This window comes from Bradyrhizobium sp. USDA 4510 (assembly GCF_054059095.1).
The window spans coordinates 8962497-8978271 of sequence record NZ_JBSSBT010000001.1; the positions used below are offsets into that span (position 1 = coordinate 8962497).

General features: G+C 64.0%; 18 protein-coding genes. 8 read left to right on the top strand and 10 right to left on the bottom strand.

The annotated features are described in order from the left end of the window. Positions 1-82 precede the first annotated feature (82 nt). Both ACVMDN_RS41610 and ACVMDN_RS41615 read right to left on the bottom strand, forming a co-directional pair. Positions 83-1057 carry a magnesium transporter CorA family protein gene (locus ACVMDN_RS41610; protein WP_076832335.1) on the bottom strand — a complete coding sequence of 325 codons (975 nt, stop codon included), beginning with the start codon at positions 1055-1057 and terminating at the stop codon, positions 83-85. A gap of 90 nt (positions 1058-1147) precedes the next feature. After that, positions 1148-2080: a transcriptional regulator GcvA gene (locus ACVMDN_RS41615; protein WP_076832333.1), complete on the bottom strand. Its 933-nt coding sequence runs from the start codon at positions 2078-2080 to the stop codon at positions 1148-1150. Positions 2081-2323: 243 nt separating this feature from the next. Here ACVMDN_RS41615 and ACVMDN_RS41620 point away from each other — a divergent pair, with 243 nt between their 5' ends. The 3 genes from ACVMDN_RS41620 (at position 2324) to ACVMDN_RS41630 (ending at position 3576) form a co-directional block, all read left to right on the top strand. Then, positions 2324-2449: a DUF1127 domain-containing protein gene (locus tag ACVMDN_RS41620; RefSeq protein ID WP_256521239.1), complete on the top strand. Its 126-nt coding sequence runs from the start codon at positions 2324-2326 to the stop codon at positions 2447-2449. Positions 2450-2474: 25 nt separating this feature from the next. Continuing rightward, positions 2475-3164: a glutathione S-transferase family protein gene (locus ACVMDN_RS41625; protein ID WP_076832330.1), complete on the top strand. Its 690-nt coding sequence runs from the start codon at positions 2475-2477 to the stop codon at positions 3162-3164. Between the two features lie 163 nt (positions 3165-3327). Next, complete coding sequence (locus tag ACVMDN_RS41630; RefSeq protein WP_244558947.1) at positions 3328-3576, top strand: hypothetical protein; 249 nt, start codon at positions 3328-3330, stop codon at positions 3574-3576. Here the strand turns inward: ACVMDN_RS41630 and ACVMDN_RS41635 are convergent, their stop codons facing one another. The 7 genes from ACVMDN_RS41635 to ACVMDN_RS41665 all read right to left on the bottom strand — a co-directional run bounded on the left by ACVMDN_RS41635 (position 3577) and on the right by ACVMDN_RS41665 (position 9750). After that, positions 3577-4389, bottom strand: coding sequence for a hypothetical protein (locus ACVMDN_RS41635; RefSeq protein WP_244558946.1), 813 nt, complete (start codon positions 4387-4389; stop codon positions 3577-3579). It abuts the gene before it with no gap. A 25-nt stretch (positions 4390-4414) separates the two neighbouring features. After that, positions 4415-5803, bottom strand: a complete 1389-nt coding sequence (locus ACVMDN_RS41640; protein WP_076832324.1) for an arsenate reductase/protein-tyrosine-phosphatase family protein — start codon at positions 5801-5803, stop codon at positions 4415-4417. Positions 5804-5882: 79 nt separating this feature from the next. Further along, on the bottom strand, positions 5883-6827 hold the full coding sequence (locus tag ACVMDN_RS41645; protein WP_076832321.1) for a DUF1259 domain-containing protein: 945 nt from the start codon (positions 6825-6827) through the stop codon (positions 5883-5885). A gap of 44 nt (positions 6828-6871) precedes the next feature. Continuing rightward, on the bottom strand, positions 6872-7177 hold the full coding sequence (locus ACVMDN_RS41650) for a hypothetical protein (RefSeq protein ID WP_057016094.1): 306 nt from the start codon (positions 7175-7177) through the stop codon (positions 6872-6874). Between the two features lie 74 nt (positions 7178-7251). Further along, entirely contained in the window at positions 7252-7485 is a 234-nt protein-coding gene (locus ACVMDN_RS41655; RefSeq protein ID WP_057016095.1) for a hypothetical protein, read from the bottom strand. Between the two features lie 58 nt (positions 7486-7543). After that, the gene (gene chrA, locus ACVMDN_RS41660) at positions 7544-8935 is read right to left on the bottom strand and encodes a chromate efflux transporter (protein WP_076832318.1); all 1392 of its coding nucleotides are present in this window, start codon (positions 8933-8935) and stop codon (positions 7544-7546) included. Further along, a complete protein-coding gene (locus ACVMDN_RS41665) occupies positions 8932-9750 on the bottom strand; it encodes a chromate resistance protein ChrB domain-containing protein (RefSeq protein ID WP_076832316.1) in 819 nt (272 codons plus the stop codon). The genes chrA and ACVMDN_RS41665 overlap by 4 nt, the downstream gene beginning before the upstream one ends. Before the next feature lie 385 nt (positions 9751-10135). Between ACVMDN_RS41665 and ACVMDN_RS41670 the strand changes: the two genes are divergently transcribed. The 4 genes from ACVMDN_RS41670 to ACVMDN_RS41685 all read left to right on the top strand — a co-directional run bounded on the left by ACVMDN_RS41670 (position 10136) and on the right by ACVMDN_RS41685 (position 13138). Next, the gene (locus ACVMDN_RS41670; protein WP_028334652.1) at positions 10136-10447 is read left to right on the top strand and encodes a hypothetical protein; all 312 of its coding nucleotides are present in this window, start codon (positions 10136-10138) and stop codon (positions 10445-10447) included. A 96-nt stretch (positions 10448-10543) separates the two neighbouring features. After that, positions 10544-10822 carry a metal/formaldehyde-sensitive transcriptional repressor gene (locus ACVMDN_RS41675; protein ID WP_016847064.1) on the top strand — a complete coding sequence of 93 codons (279 nt, stop codon included), beginning with the start codon at positions 10544-10546 and terminating at the stop codon, positions 10820-10822. Between the two features lie 5 nt (positions 10823-10827). Further along, positions 10828-11883: a nickel/cobalt efflux transporter gene (locus ACVMDN_RS41680; protein WP_057016098.1), complete on the top strand. Its 1056-nt coding sequence runs from the start codon at positions 10828-10830 to the stop codon at positions 11881-11883. 166 nt (positions 11884-12049) lie between these two features. After that, positions 12050-13138, top strand: a complete 1089-nt coding sequence (locus tag ACVMDN_RS41685) for a Cj0069 family protein (protein ID WP_076832313.1) — start codon at positions 12050-12052, stop codon at positions 13136-13138. Positions 13139-13496: 358 nt separating this feature from the next. On the opposite strand, the gene maiA is transcribed toward ACVMDN_RS41685, so the two are convergent. Then, the gene (gene maiA / locus ACVMDN_RS41690) at positions 13497-14156 is read right to left on the bottom strand and encodes a maleylacetoacetate isomerase (RefSeq protein ID WP_076832309.1); all 660 of its coding nucleotides are present in this window, start codon (positions 14154-14156) and stop codon (positions 13497-13499) included. Positions 14157-14492: 336 nt separating this feature from the next. Between maiA and ACVMDN_RS41695 the strand changes: the two genes are divergently transcribed. Further along, the gene (locus ACVMDN_RS41695; RefSeq protein WP_057016162.1) at positions 14493-15521 is read left to right on the top strand and encodes an IS110 family RNA-guided transposase; all 1029 of its coding nucleotides are present in this window, start codon (positions 14493-14495) and stop codon (positions 15519-15521) included. Positions 15522-15775: the final 254 nt, after the last annotated feature.

Here is a 15775-nt window from a genome sequence, read left to right on the forward strand (position 1 = left end):
CGGGTGGGGCAGCTTCAGATTTATAGACGCGCAGGCAGGTTCTCAACGCGGATAACGCGGCGGCGTTTCAACTTCGCTTGTTTTAATCGAACCAGCCGTGCCGCTTGAACCAGAGCACCGGCAGGATGCCGCTGGCGATGATCGCGGCCCAGGCCAAGGGATAGCCGAAGGTCCAGCTCAGCTCCGGCATTTCCTTGAAATTCATACCCCAGACCCCGACCAGGATGGTCGGGGGAACGCCGACCACCGACACGATGGTCAGGATCTTGAACAGGTCGTTCTGCTGGATGTTGATGAAGCCGAGCACGGCGTCCAGCAGCAGCTGGATCTTGTCCGACAGCCGGGTCTCGTAGTCGCCGAGCGAGGCGACGTCCTTGGTGACGGCCTCGAGCCGGCGCTTCGATGCCGACGTGATCCATTCATTGCCGACGTCATCGGCGAAGCCCGCGACCCGGCCGACGCCGAGCAGCACGTCGCGCGCCTTCGCCAGGCGATCGGCGAGCTCGCCGATGTTCTCCAGCGCCTCGCGCAACCTGCGGCTGGAGCGCACCGGACGCTTGCTCCGCACCAGGCCGCCCTTGAAGACGCCCCGCGACAGCCTGTCGGTCTTGGCGCCGAGATGCTCCAGCACGTCGGCGCCGCGATCGATCATGGCCTCGAGCAGCGCGGTGAACACGCACATGCCGTTTTGCAGGCTCTTGTCGGTGCCGATCCGCTTCATGACGTCGTCGAAGGTGGTCAGCTGCGCGAACCGCACCGTGACCAGCACCTTTGGGCCGATCACGAAGCCGATATTGGTGATCTCGGCTTCATTGTTGTCGTCGAGCCGCACCGCCGGCGAGCTCAGATAGAGCCGGTCATGATCGGTGATCAGTCGGCTCGACGCCTCGATCTCGCCCAACGATCGCTCGGACGGGACGCGGATGTCGAGCGCGTGCTCGACGAACTGCTTTTCGTCCTCCGTGGGATCGAGCAGATCGATCCAGATGACCTCGGGTGGCACTTCGGCGCCGATGCTCCGCCAATCGGAGGTCGCCGACCTGTACAGCTGCAGCAATGATCGGGCTCCATGCATGGTGGGTGGTGCGTCCCACGACAATCGCGAGGGCCGCAGGACCGTTCCCTGTATTTGGAAGCCTGCCGGCCCTCACTTCAATCGATGAGAGGTTCCGCCGAGCTTTCTAAGCCGGCGCAGGTCGCTTGCGGCCTCCGAGAGCAACCAATCGCGAAACGTCACGATCTTCGGCAGGCTTGCGGTCGCCTTCGGGCAGAGGATCCAGTAGGTCTTCGACAATGGCAGCGACTGCGGAAACGGCCGCGCCAGATGGCCGTTGATGAGGTCCCACGCCGCCAGCGTGGTGCGCGCGAGCGCAATGCCTTGCCCATTGATGGCGGCATCAATCACCATGCTGGCGCGATTGAGGACCGGGCCATGCGTGGCGGCAGCATCGTCAAGTCCCGCATCCTGAAGCCAGTTCTTCCAGTCGGCGCGACTGTCCATATGGATCAGCGGAAATTTCAGGATGTCAGCGGGGTTGTTGAGGCGTCGCTTGCCGGACAACAGCTTTGGGCTGCACACCGCAAATAGCCGCTCCGGGCTCAGCCGCACCGCGTCAAGCCCCGGCCAGTTGCCGTCGCCATGGCGCACCGCGAGATCCACTTCCTCGCGCGCGAAGTCGACGTGGTGCAGCGTGGCGGAGACGCGCAGGTCGATGCCGCTATGCGCCTCAACAAAGTGGCCGAGCCGGTGCACGAGCCATTTCGCGGCAAAGTCCGGTGACGTTGATACGGTCAGCACACCGGTATTCTGCCGCTGCAACAGCCGCTCGGTGCCGATGGCGATGCGGTCGAGCGCGTCGCGCACGACAGCGAGATAGTCGCGCCCGGCCTCGGTGATGATCAGGCGCTGGCGCTCGCGGTTAAACAGCTTTATCGCGAGCTCCGCTTCCAGCGCTTTCACTTGATGGCTGACCGCGCCCTGCGTGACGCAAAGCTCTTCGGCCGCGCGCGTAAAACTCTCATGGCGCGCGGCCGCCTCGAAGGCCTTCAGGGCATTGAGCGGCGGCAGGCGTGGGCGCATCGCACAACTTCATGAGAAAAATTAGGGCAGGCACGAGAAACGATGCTTTGCGGGAAACCGCCCCGCACTATTATTGAACAGCTCCAGTGAAGCATTTCAAGCGATTTGGAGCCTGTCGTGTCCGTCCTTTTAACCGATACATCTCGGTCGATCCCGCCGGTGCCCGCCGCCGACCCGGCCACACCACTTCATCAATTCAGCTCAGGAAGGTCGCCTGGCGCTCCGCGCCCCGTATGGTGGAGCTTGCTTGACCGGCCGTTTCAGCGCATCGCGCTTCGCGCGATTGCCGATGACCCGCATCTGCTTTGCGATCTCGGCTTGACGCGCGAGCAGGCGCTGCGCGAGGCCTCCAAGCCGTTCTGGCGCTGAGACCAAATCAGAAAGGAGAAAACGGATGTCCGATCCGATCGTCTACGGTTTCCCACGCAGCAGTTTTGTCAACATCGTCCGCTTGATCCTGACGCACAAGGACGTAGCTTACCAATTCCACGACCTTGAACCGGTCATGGGCAAGCCCGATCACCTGGCGCTGCACCCGTTCAACCGTGTCCCAATTCTGAAACACGGCGATCTCACCGTCTACGAGACGAGTGCGATTGTCGCTTATGTCGACGAAGCCTTTGGCGGCGTGTCGCTGACGCCGAAAGACATCAAGGCGCGGGCGCACATGAACCAGTGGATCAGCGCTGTTAACAACTATTACTACCCCTACATGATCTATCACGTGACGCATGAGCGTCTGGTTTTCCCGGAGCTCGGCATTGCCCCCGACGAGAAGGTCGTGGCACACGCGCTACCCAAGGTCGAGACCGGGCTTGCGGTGGCCGAGCGCCAGCTTGCGCACGGCAAGGATTTTTTGCTTGGGGGCGAGCTCTCGATTGCGGATTTCTATCTGCTGCCGAGCACGTTCGCCTTCAGCCTCACCGCCGAAGGGCAGTCGATGTATCCGAAATTCCCGGCATTCTGCCGCTGGCGGGAACGCATGGACAATCTGCCCGCAACGCAGAAAGTTCGCGCGGCCGTTGAGCGCGTTCCGATCGAACACGCGCGCAAATGGGCCACTTCGCACCGGCCGAAATATTGACCGTCACGGTTCGCGTGCAGAGCATCCGGTTCCGACCGCCACGTGCAGCCAAAAGCCCGGTTGTTTCCGAACAAAGGCGATGACGGAGCGTTAGTGCAGAGCAAGAGGAAGGGACAACACCATGAAAAATTCTACATCGGTTGCGTTCATCTCCGTAGTGGCAATGACCTTCGCATTCGCCGGAAGCGATGCAAGAGCGCAGTCCACGCCTGTCCAACAGGCCCAGCCGCCTCAGCAGTCGGAGCAAACCCGCGAGCAGGATCGCAGTCGCGCCGAGGACGTCAAGATCGGGCGCGACTGGAAGGCTCAAGGCGGCGAGAAGGACCACACCGGCCAGGCATCCACCCCCGACGAACATCAAACGGTCGGCCGCGACTGGCGCGCCCATCCAGAGAGCCGGGATCGCCAGTAGCTATCGAGGCGGAATTGGCTGCGCCTGGCGCATGGCGTGACCTTCGAAGAAGGAAAGCGGAAAGCCGAAGGTCAAACCCGCACGTATCTCGTTCACCGGATGGCCACCTGTGAGCGCATGCCGAACCGCGATGTCGAAGCTGAGGTCGTCGCGCACACGATAGATCAGCCCGACCAGCCCCGAGAACGTCTCCTCTTTGCCGAACTCGTTCTCGTAGAATATCTCGGCGACGGGGCGCACCGTCCACGTCATCGGCCCCTCGACGATGGCACCCACGAACACGTCGCCATGATGGTCGCGGGTGATGGCGGTCTCGGCATTCAAGTGAATGGTGCCCCAATCCCAGCGCTGCGAGACAATGCCGGCCAAGCTTACGCCAACGCCCGAATTGCCGGTACTGTCAGGAAGAAGAACGCCAAATTCGGTCGCAATGCTCGGACCGGTCTTGTCCTGCAGGCTACCGGGTACGACCACGTGTTTGAGGAACGCCCCGGCTGCGGTCAGGCTGGTTGGGCCGGACGGAGAAAGCGACGTTTGTCCCTGGCCTTCGAAGACAGCTTCCCAATCCTCGCTCAGACCGTAGTTGAGAACCCAGGCCGGCGCGATCAGGCTTGTTCCGCTCTCGTCGCGCAAACGTCCCGCCGGCTGCAGCTCGACCTCCATCTCCCCCTTCTTGGCAACGGCGGCATCGGTGCCATCGAAGGGGCGATAGGCCGAGGCGGGGGCAGACCACGCAGTCAGTCCCAAGGCGACCATGAAGCTCGGCGCAAGGCCCATCGAGCAGCTGCGAAAGCCCCGGCTACGTTTGCACATGCGCCGTCTCCCCACAAAGTCGATCTCAAGGCATTGGCTTGAACACCCAGATTGCCGCCGGTCCCGCGGGTCCCGCGCGGACCGCAACAAACAAACGATCCATCTCCGGCACAAAGAGCGACGTTCGCGCGCCCGTCGCTGTCGGCAAGCGTGCGATCAGTCGATAGGCCGCTCCATCAATCTCAAAAACGTCGACATATCCACCGCCGCAGCTCACATAGATGCGTCCGCGCTTTGCATCTACAAAGAGGTCGTCGGCATCGCCGCAAGTGCCGGTGGCCGCAATCGCCTTGCCGTCGGTCGAAAAGGCTGCAAGCTCGGCTGGGTTGCGATACGCCAGGAGAACGCGACTTCGTTCGTGATCGATGGCCATCGCGAAATTACCGCCCTTGTCCAACGGCCAGCTGGTGAGTTGTTTCCCGGAAGCAACGTCCACCACCGCGACGGCTCGCGCGTCAGGCAGATTGACAAAGATGCGCCCACTATCGGGCTGAAGCTGGAAGCTTTCCGGATGTGCCCAAAGAGGTAGGCTCCGAACCTTGGTCCGGGTGGATGGGTCGACGACTGCCAGGCCACCATCGCCATAGCCGACGATGACGCGCTTGGCCGCCGCGTCGACCCGGATATTGTCGGCATCGCTGCCGAGTTCGATTCGCCCGGCCGCCTTGTACTCGTTGGCTTCGTACAGCTGCACCGATCCGTCGCGGGCGTTGGCGACGTAGAGGGTGTCGGTCGACGGCTCATAGCCGACGCCTTGGGGTTCGCTCAATCCGGTAATGGTTCGAAGCAAACTGCGCGCAGCCAGATCGACGACGCCGACGCTGTCATTGCCGAACTCGGCCACGAACAGTCGCTGCCGCTTCAGGTCGACCGCCAGGTGATCAATCCGACCGCGGACATCGCCGAGCAGGATCTTCGTTTCGAGCTGAAGGGGCGTCTTGTCTCCTGCCGGTTCAGTTGCCGCTGCCAGCGTCGGAATAAGGGCGTCGATGCGCCGGACGATCTGATCCCGGGCCGACTCATAATCATCGATACCCAAGGGAATGCCGGACCAGTAGGTCACGTCGGCCCGTCCGTGCCGCTCGGCGGGGATCTGATCGAACGCCACCACCTGGTCTGCCGCGGCCATGTCGTCGATGGTCAGCTGTTGCGGCGTGTTGGCCGCCTCCAGACCATCGAGTGCAAGGCCGTCCTGCACCTTGACCGGCACCGACCGATAAAGGTCGATGCCGCGTGAGACCGCCCTTATCCGCGATCCGCGCTCCTGGGCAGCCTTGTTGAAATAGGCCGCCGCCATCTGGCTGTTCACCACGCCGTGCAGGCAGACAAAGACAACGATCTTGCCATCGTCCGCCGGCGCCGGCCGAGCCGATGTCAGCGCGATCGCAAGCACCGTGGCGGCAATGCGCAGCATCACGTGGGCACTCTGAGCAGCGTGCGCCACATGGACATGACCGTGAGGCTTCGCATCGTTGATCCCTCCGAGACCAGGGTCAACTTTTTGTCGTGGCCGTCTTATCGAGCGCGGCACGCAGGCCCTTGGCGAGCTTGACGGCGTCGTCATTGGCCCAGAAATGCATGAAGAACAGGCGCGGCTGTTCGTCCAGCATGTGGCTGTGCAGCGCGGTGATGTCGATGCCGTGCGTCCGCAACGCCATGATGACGGGGTTGACCTCGTCATTTGTCAGCACGAAATCGCCGGTGATCGCCGCCTTGCCGCCGCCGGTCGGTTGGAAGTTGATGCCGATGGCGACGCCCATCGGGCCAACCGGGCTTAACGCCATGCCCTGTTCGGTGATCGGATCGCGACGGGGCACGTTGAACTGATAGACGCCGCCATTGGCCTGGCCCTTGACGCCGATGATCTGATCGAGCTGTGCAGTATCGAGATCGATGGCCGGCGGCGGCGCGGCCGGCGCCGCGGCTTTGAGCGGCGTCTTGCTTTCGGCGAGGCCATCCCGGATCGCGGCGGCGATCTTGACCGGGTCGCCGTGACCGGCGACGTGCATGTAGAAGGTGGCCGGGCTAGCGCCGAGCAAATGGTTGTGCACGGCCGTGATCTGCAGGCCGTTGCCGATCATCTTCAGCATGACGGGGTTGATTTCGGATTCGAGCAGCACCAGGTCGCCCATCGCCATGACGTCGTCGTGCATGGGTTTGAAGGCGACCCAACCGCCGAGCGCCAGCGCCGGCTTGATGGTGATGCCGTCGAGCGTCACCGTCAGATCGCTCCGCGGAAAGCCGTAGCGATGCACGTCACCGGTGACCGCGGGCTTTCTGCCCAGCATGTCGTCGACCTTCTGCCAATCGATCGCCTGCGCATGTGCCGACGAGACGAACGGCTCGGTGAACACCTGCCAGTCGATCTTTTGCGCGCTCCCGCCGGTGGCGAAGAGGCAGGCACCGACGCCGATCAGCGCCGAAATCGTATGTCGCATTGGATTGCTCCCTTGAACCTCTTTCGATGCTTCGGATCGTGGCTCTATTGCTTCGAGAGCCCGACAATGGTGCGGAACCCGGCGATGTTCTGCACCGCGATTTCGACGGGATCGCCGAAGCGGACGGCATTGAAGATCAGGCCGTCCTGGACCTTGAACGGTTCGGTCCGGTCCGGAGATAACCGGATCAGCAGCGTGTCGTTGCGTTCATCGACGCGATCGACGACGCCGCGCAGCGTCTCGCTCGCTTGCGGGTGGACCATCGCCGCTTGCATTGTAACGGCCGCGTCCTGCCGCTCATCGAGGGCGGCCGGCGCTGCCAGGGTTGCGCCCGGCCCCAGCACCGCCATGCACAGGGTCACAATTGCTCTCATCATGATTATCACTCCATCGATTAGTTGACGGCTTTCGCGCGCGCGGGCACTCAGTCCCGCTCCTTGACCTGGCCGCTGCTGTCGATCACGAGCCGCACCGGCTTGCCGTTCTTCATCGCCTTCGCCGTCGTGCCTTCGGCCGTCGACTTGACCTCGCTGATCTCGGCGTAGCCGGCGGCGCGAAGTTTTGCGACGAGTTCGTCCTGCGTCAGGGCATGGGCCGGCATGACCGCGCCCGCGATCGTCAGGACGAGAATCAAACGGGAGAGTCGTCGTGTCTGCATGGTTGTTCTCCTGGTTGTGTTGTGCTGCCCCAGGTTCTCAAGCTGCGCGCCGTTCCGCTCAGATGATGCCGACAAGGCGCAGCAGTACGCCCGTGATGCAGGAGGCGGCGAGGACGCTGAGCATCCCCGCATTGAAGCGGAAGATCGCGATCGCGGCGGCGATCGACAGCGCCATCGCTGGCCAGTCGAGGCTGGCAGGCACCGGCGCGTCGAACGACAGGCCTAGCCCGTGCACAGGGAATGTTTGCCGGAACAGCGTGTGCAGCGCGAACCAGATCGACAGATTGAGGATCACGCCGACCACGGCGGCGGTGATCGCCGAAAGCGCGCCCGCCAGCGCCTTGTTGCCGCGCAGCGCCTCGATGTAGGGCGCCCCGACGAAGATCCACAGGAAGCACGGCGTGAACGTCACCCAGGTCGCGAGCAACCCGCCGAGGGTGGCGGCCAACATCGGCGACAGCCCGCTTGCCTCGCGGAACGCGGCCATGAAGCCCACGAACTGTACCACCATGATCAGCGGTCCGGGCGTGGTCTCGGCCATGCCGAGCCCGTCCAGCATCTCGCGCGGGCTGACCCAGTGATAATAGTCGGCGGCCTGTTGCGCGACATAGGCAAGCACGGCGTAGGCGCCGCCGAACGTCACCATCGCCATCTTGCTGAAGAAGATCGCGATCTGGGTGAACACGTCGCCGGGCCCGAGCGCAATCAGCAGGGCGAACACCGGCACCAGCCAGAGCGCGAGCCAGATGGCGCCGACCCGCAAAGTGCGCGATGCGTTGGGACGGACATGGTCCGGCACCGCTTCACCGAGCATGCTGTCGATCACGGCGGAATTCTTGCCGCCATGCTCGATCGCCGCAAATTCGCTCCGGCCGAGGCGTGCGCCGACCAGCCCTATGATCGCGGCGGCGCCGACGATCAGCGGAAACGGCACGGCGAAGAAGAAGATCGCGACGAAGGCGATCGCCGCGAGCGCGATCATCACCCGGTTGCGCAGCGCGCGCTTGCCGACCCGCACCACGGCCTGGATCACGATGGCGAGCACCGCCGCCTTCAGGCCGAAGAACAGCGCCTCGACAAACCCGACATTGCCATACGCCGCGTAGATATAGCTGAGGCCCATGATGGCGAAGATGCCGGGCAGGATGAACAGCCCGCCCGCCACGATGCCGCCGAGCGTCCGATGCAGCAGCCAGCCGATATAGGTCGCCAGCTGCTGCGCCTCCGGCCCCGGCAGCAGCATGCAGTAATTGAGGGCGTGCAGGAAACGCCCCTCGGATATCCAGTTCTTCTCCTCGACCAGGATGCGATGCATTACCGCGATCTGGCCGGCCGGTCCGCCAAAGCTCAGGATGGCGACGCGTATCCAGACCAGCAGCGCCTCGTTGAAGGAGATGCCGTGCGCGGGTTCATGCCCGCGCGCTTTCGCTGTCGTTGCGACGTCGGTCATGGCTTCACCTTGCTGGTCGGCCAGTTGTGCGTCTCCTTGGTCGCGTCGCGGCACCATCGGTAGAAGGCGTCGTAGAGCAGCAGCCCGGCGCTCAACTGCTCGAGGTCGTCGTCGAACATGCGCGACAGGCCGAGCGAGGCGGCGAGCAGCCCGGGCGCCTCCGGCGAAAGCTCGAGCCGCGCGGTATCGGCCGCCCGCACCATCGTCGCGAGCCGCTCCAGCGCCGGCGTCGCGAGGCCGAATTCCTTGACCATCACGTCGAAGGTGCAGAGCTCACCGCGATGGCTCCAGAACACGTTCTCGATGTCGAACGGCGTGGCGTCGAACCGTTCGGCGACCGCCTCGACCTCCGCCGATGTGACGAACAGGAACATGGCCGCGGGATCGACGAAGCGGCGGATCAGCCATGGACAGGCGATGCGGTCGATCTTCGGCCGCGATCGCGTCACCCAGACGGTGCGGCCCCGCCCGTCGCGTTTCGGAATCTTGTCGGCGGGAACGGTCGGTAGCTCCGCTTCCCGCCAGCCGAGGTGGCCGCCCTCGAGAATCTCGGCCGCGATGTTGCTGCAGCGGAGCCAGGCGGCGGTGCCTTCCGAAAGCTTTTGTCCCTTCTGGCAGATCACGACCACGGACTGCCCGGTGAAACGGGAAGCCCAGTCCTGGACGTCGAGATGGGAGTAGCGGACCGCGCCCGGAATCAAGCGCGGATCGGCGGCGAAGTCTTCATCGAGACGAACGTCGACAAGCGTCGGCGCCTTCGCCGTGCCGATGAGACGGGACAATTTTTCTGATGAGATCGATGTGTATGACGACATGGTGCGCCCTTGGTGACAGGACGCGATTCTTGGGCATGTCGCCTCGCGGGGAGATCGCACATCCCCGTAGCCACATCAAAAACCCTGATCTCCGGGCTGTCAACCTGACTTTGCCAAATCCCGCAGCTACCGCCGATCGACAGTCACGAAAACTTCATCGCGCAGCTTGGAACAAGCATTCGTGGATCAGGCCGATGGGGTCACCTCTCCATCTCCGGCGAGTTGCGAATAGGAACATACAATTCGCTGCCGAGTTGCGCGGTGGCAGGGACCAACTCAGGTAGATGCCGACACCGCGAACGTGTCGCGCTCCCGCCTGCATTCATTGGAGCAATGCCGATTGATGGACAGTCATTGTTGGCATGCGACGCCTGTTGCCCTCGTTATGCTGCTCATCACAACAACCGGCGGCGCTCTCGCCCACGATCACCAGCACCCCGAATTGAACGGTTGGTATGAGGGCTTGCATAGCAGCAAGGGTCCCTGCTGCGATGGCACGGATGCGCAGCACATCGACGACGTCGACTGGGAAACCAGGAACGGCCATTATCGGGTGCGCATCGATGGCGAGTGGGTTGACGTACCCAACGAAGCCGTCGTGCCAGGGCCGAACCTGTCCGGCCGACCCATCGTGTGGCCCTATTACATAGACGGTCATCCGAAGGCGCGCTGCTTCATGCCTGGCAGCATGGGCTGACGCCCGCCGCTGACATCCCGCCGCCATGTCTCGATGCGCGCCCGGTTGGCCGACAGCATGGTTGACCAATATAGGATACCCCCCTATATTACTTTCATGTCGCATACCATCAAGCACAAGTCCAAGCTCGTCGGCCGGGTTCGTCGCATCAAGGGCCAGCTGGAGGCCGTCGAGCGCGCACTGGAGTCCGAGATTGGTTGTGCCGACGTGCTGATGCTGGTGGCCTCGGTCCGCGGCGCCATCAACGGGCTAACCGCGGAATTGCTCGAGGATCACATCCGCCACCACGTCGTGGATCCTGCCCGGGAAAAGGATCCGGAGAAGGCGCAGGGCGCCGCGGACCTGATCGACGTCGTTCGTACCTATTTGAAGTGAGCGCCATGACCGACCTGTCTCAGCTGCTCCAGCAGAGCAGTGCCCATGCATGGCTGTTCGTGCCCAGTGCGATCCTGCTCGGCGCGTTGCACGGGCTCGAGCCCGGCCACTCCAAGACGATGATGGCGGCCTTCATCATCGCGATCCGCGGCACGGTGGTGCAGGCGGCGCTGCTCGGCGTGGCGGCGACGATCTCGCACACCGCCATCGTCTGGCTGGTCGCGCTCGCCGGGCTTCACTTCGGCCAGCAATGGTCCGGAGAACGCAGCGAAGCCTGGCTGCAACTGGCCTCGGCGGTGATCATCATCGCGATCGCGGCCTGGATGGCCTGGCGCACCTGGCGCGAGCAGGCTGCCGAACACGATCATCACGACGAAACGCGCCAGCTGGTCCTGGCCGGACAATCGCTGTCGCTCGAGGTCTTCGAGGACGGCGTGCCGCCGCGCTGGCGGTTGCGAAGCGAGGCCGGAGCGCTGCCGGCGGCCGGCGACGTTGACGTCGTGACGATCCGCCCCGACGGCAGCGAGCAACGCTTTCGCTTCGCCGACAGGGACGGCTATCTGGAAAGCATCGACGAAATTCCGGAGCCGCATGCCTTCAAGGCGCGCGTCTCGGTGCGCGCGGACATGGTGGAAGTCCTGTTCGAGGAGCATGACCATGCGCACATGAATCTCGGCGACGAGGACGACGCGCATGCGCGCGCGCACGCCGCCGACATCCGCAAGCGCTTTGCCGGACGCACCGTCACGACATGGCAGATTATCCTGTTCGGCCTGACCGGCGGGCTGATTCCGTGTCCGGCGGCGATCACCGTGCTGCTGCTCTGTCTCCAGCTCAAGCAGTTCAGCCTCGGCTTCGTGCTGGTGCTTTGCTTCGGCATCGGGCTTGCGCTCACCATGGTCTCTGCCGGTGTTGCGGCCGCGCTCAGCCTGCGTCATGTCGAACGTCATTGGGCCGGTTTCAGCCGCTTTGCCCATCGCGCCCCCTACGTGTCGGCCGCGCTGATCGTGCTCGTCGGCCTCTACACGGGCTGGCTCGGGTTGCACGGGATCACGGCCTGATCCGGGATCACGGCGTGATCCGGGATCGTGGCCTGATCCGCTTCGCCCCACTTCCATCTTGAAACCTGCGCGCGGTGGTCTAGATTTGCCCCAAGGGGACAAGGCAGACTCCCCGTGAGACCTCGGTCCAAGCTCTGCGCGACATTCACCGTCGTGGAGCTTTCACATGGACACCCAACCACACACACGTCTTCGTTCCGAAAATCGTCGTTGCAAAATCGCCATCCTGTCGCGTGGCGACGCCGCGTCGCGCCGGGAGGCGACCCCACAAAACAGCCGTTTCGTCCGCGTCTTCGAAGCGCTCGCCGCTTCGGGCATCGCGGCCGTTCCCGTCGTCTATGACGAGACATTCGCCGATGCCGTTCGCGACCAATTGCTGACGATGGACGGCGTTCTGGTCTGGGTCGATCCGATCCATCAGGGCAAGACGCGCGCCGCCCTCGATCCGCTGCTGCGCGAGGTCGCGGCGAAGGGACCATGGGTCAGCGCGCATCCCGACGTCATCCTCAAGATGGGCGTCAAGGACGTGCTGTACCGGACGCGTCACCTCGGCTGGGGCGCCGACACCCATCGATACGCGACGGTCGATGCGTTCCGCGCCGAATTTCCCTCGCGCTTGCGCGCGGGTGGTCCGCGCGTGCTCAAACAGAACCGCGGTAATGGCGGGCAGGGCGTCTGGAAGGTGGAAACCGTGCCAAAGACCGACGCGACGATTCGCGTGCTGCATGCGCTGCGCGGCAGCCAGCCGGAGGAGATGCCGCTGGCAGACTTCATGGCGCGCTGCGAGCAATATTTCGGCTGGGGCGGCTGCATCATCGATCAGGCTTTCCAGCCGCGCCTGCCCGAGGGCATGATCCGTTGCTATGTCAGCGCAGCGAAGGTCGCAGGCTTCGGGCACCAATTGATCAAGGCCCTGATCCCGCCGCCCCCGCAAGGCCCGGATTCTCCGGAAGCCCAACCCGGACCGCGCATCATGCACGGCCCCGATGCGCCGCAATTCCAGGCACTGCGAAGGTTGATGGAGGACGAATGGATCCCGCAAATGATGGCCGCGCTGACGATCGATGAGACGTCGCTGCCGGTGATCTGGGATGCCGATTTCCTCTACGGTCCACGCGATGCTGATGGCGCCGACACCTACGTGCTCTGCGAGATCAACGCGAGCTCGTGCTTCGCGATCCCCGACGAAGCGCCGGCGGCGATCGCGCAGACGGTCAGGGATCGCATCGGTCGGAACATGGCGAGCGTGAGGTGAGCACGCCCTGCAGGCTTCCTCTTTCTACCCATTGCTCGGGGCCCATGGGTGCGATCGGCACCCGGCTTTCCCTGCGCCGTCTGTTCAAGAGAGGGCGGAAAAGAAAGACAAAACTCGGACAAATCATGTCGCGAGAATGCGGAAGTGTGTCACAGACGACGCCACACATTCGGTGTGTCGTCCCTGCGAAAGCAGGGACCCATAACCACCGATGGTCATCGTTGAGCAGTGCTGCAACGACGAGTCGCCTCCACAACAACTGCCGCGGAGTATGGGTCCCGGCCTTCGCCGGCACGACGATCGAGAGAACCGCGCACACGTTTGCGTCTCTGCCTGTCCTTTGCAGCGCGTCCGCAAACTACTTCGGCCGCATCGCTTCCGGTGTATCCGGCTGCGCGGACGGATGCGCCTTGGCGAATTCCGGCAGCGCCATGGCGGTCTCGTGGATGCGCTTCACGGTCGGCCAGGGCGACAGGCTGATCTGCTGGTTGATCGCCGCCGTGACGTGGCCGACCAGGCAGATGTCGGCAAGGGTGGGCGCATCGCCGTGACAGAACCGGCCGGTCGCCTTGTGGCCGGCGAGGTGGCCCTCGAGCGCCGCCAGCGTCTCGACCGTCCAGTGCCGCCGCCACGCGTTCTGCTGGCTGTCGCGCAGATCGAGCTCGCGGTCGAGATAGCGCCGCACCCGCGGCGTCAGCAGCGGATGGCCCTCGCAGGCGACGATCAGCGCCAGCCCGCGCACCCGGGCGCGGCCGAGCGCATCCGCCGGCAGCAGCGGTGGCGTCGGAAAAGTCTCGTCGAGCCAGTCGATGATCGCGAGCGACTGGAACAGCACCGTGCCGTCGTCGGTCACCAGCGCCGGCAGCGCCATCTGCGGATTGATCTTGCGGTAGGCATCGGTGCGATGCGCGTCCGCATCGAGATCGACGAAGACGACGTCGGCGGCGACGCCCTTGAGGTTGAGCGCGACCCGCACCCGAAAGCTCGCCAGCGAGCGCCAGAACGAGAAGAACTGCATGGAGTGCACCCCGCATTTCTTCCCCTCTCCCCTTGTGGGAGAGGGTGGACGCGATGCAAGGCATCGCGGACGGGTGAGGGGTCTGTCTCCGCGGATAGAGACCCCTCATCCGTCGCGGACTTTGTCCGCGACACCTTCTCCCACAAGGGGAGAAGGGAAGAAAGGTCTGTCTATCCAGACCCGTAGATGGGGTAACGGGCCGGCCGCCCGCTCGCTACGGCGCAATTTGGAAGCGCGCTCGCGAGCGGCCTGTTGGTTGGAAGGCGGTCGTCCCTCAAACTGATGGTGTTCAACGGAGTCGGGCAAGCCCGCTCCAAGCATCATTAAGGGACGACCATGTACCACTATGCAGGAATTGACGTGTCTTTGGAATGCTCGAGCGTTTGCCTTGTCGATGGGACAGGCAAGATTTTGCGCGAGACGAAGGTTGCGAGCGAGCCGGCGGCGCTGATCGCCTGGTTCCGGTCGCTGGGTCTGGTACTGGAACGGATCGGGCTGGAGGCAGGCCCCTTGTCGCAATGGCTGTATGCGGGTCTGCGAGACGCAGGGCTTGCGGTCGAGCTGCTGGAAACGCGGCACGTTCGCGAAGCCTTCAAGTCGATGCCGGTGAAGACGGACCGCAACGATGCCCGCCGGATCGCGCAGTTGATGCGGCTCGGCTGGTTCCGGCCGGTGCACTGCAAGTCGGTCGCGGCGCAGGAGACCCGCGCCATCCTGACGGCGCGCAAGCTGCTGCAATCCAAGCTTCGCGATGTCGAGAACAGCCTGCGCGGCATACTTCGCGGTTTTGGCCTGAAGGTCGGTGCGACCACCGAGCGCACGTTCGCCGGACGCATCCGCGAGCTCGTGACCGGCCATCCCGGACTGGAGTTGGTCGCGGCGGCGCTGCTCCAAGCCCATGCGGTGCTGCTGCGGGAGTTCAAGAGCCTGGACAAGCACACCCAGAAGCTCGCCAGGACGCATCCATCCGCCAAGCTCCTGATGACAACGCCGTCCGTTGGTCCGATCGTGGCGCTCACCTATGCCGCGGCGATCGACGACCCGAAGCGCTTCCGCTCCTCGAAGGCCACGGGAGCCCACTTTGGGCTCACCCCGAAGAAGTACCAGTCCGGTGAGACCGACTACACCGGCCGCATCAGCAAGATCGGGGATGCCTCCGTGCGCGAGGCACTCTACCAGGCAGCTCACGTCATGCTGACCAAGCCGGTCAAGAATTGCTCGGCATTGAAGAGCTGGGCGATGCGGATCGCCCGGCGCGCAGGCATGCGCAAGGCCAAGGTAGCGCTGGCTCGCAAGCTCGCCGTGATCCTGCATCGCATGCTCGCCGACACCAAACCGTTCAACCCGATGACCAAGGCCATCTAGCCAGGAGCAGCAATCGGTTCCGGGCGGGCCACGACACCAGGCTCTCCCCGAGCGAAGTCCCTCCGCTGGGACGATGGATCCGGTCAGGCCGCCATCCGGGAAGTGGCTCACGACCACGCAATCCGTAGATTGGCCGGCCGGCTCCTCAATGCACCCCATCAGGCGACGGCCTTCGCGCCGATCCCGTACAGAAGCAAGTGCCCGGCGAGTGGATGACGCGAAAAGGGATTGACTAACCAAGGCCCGTTACAGAA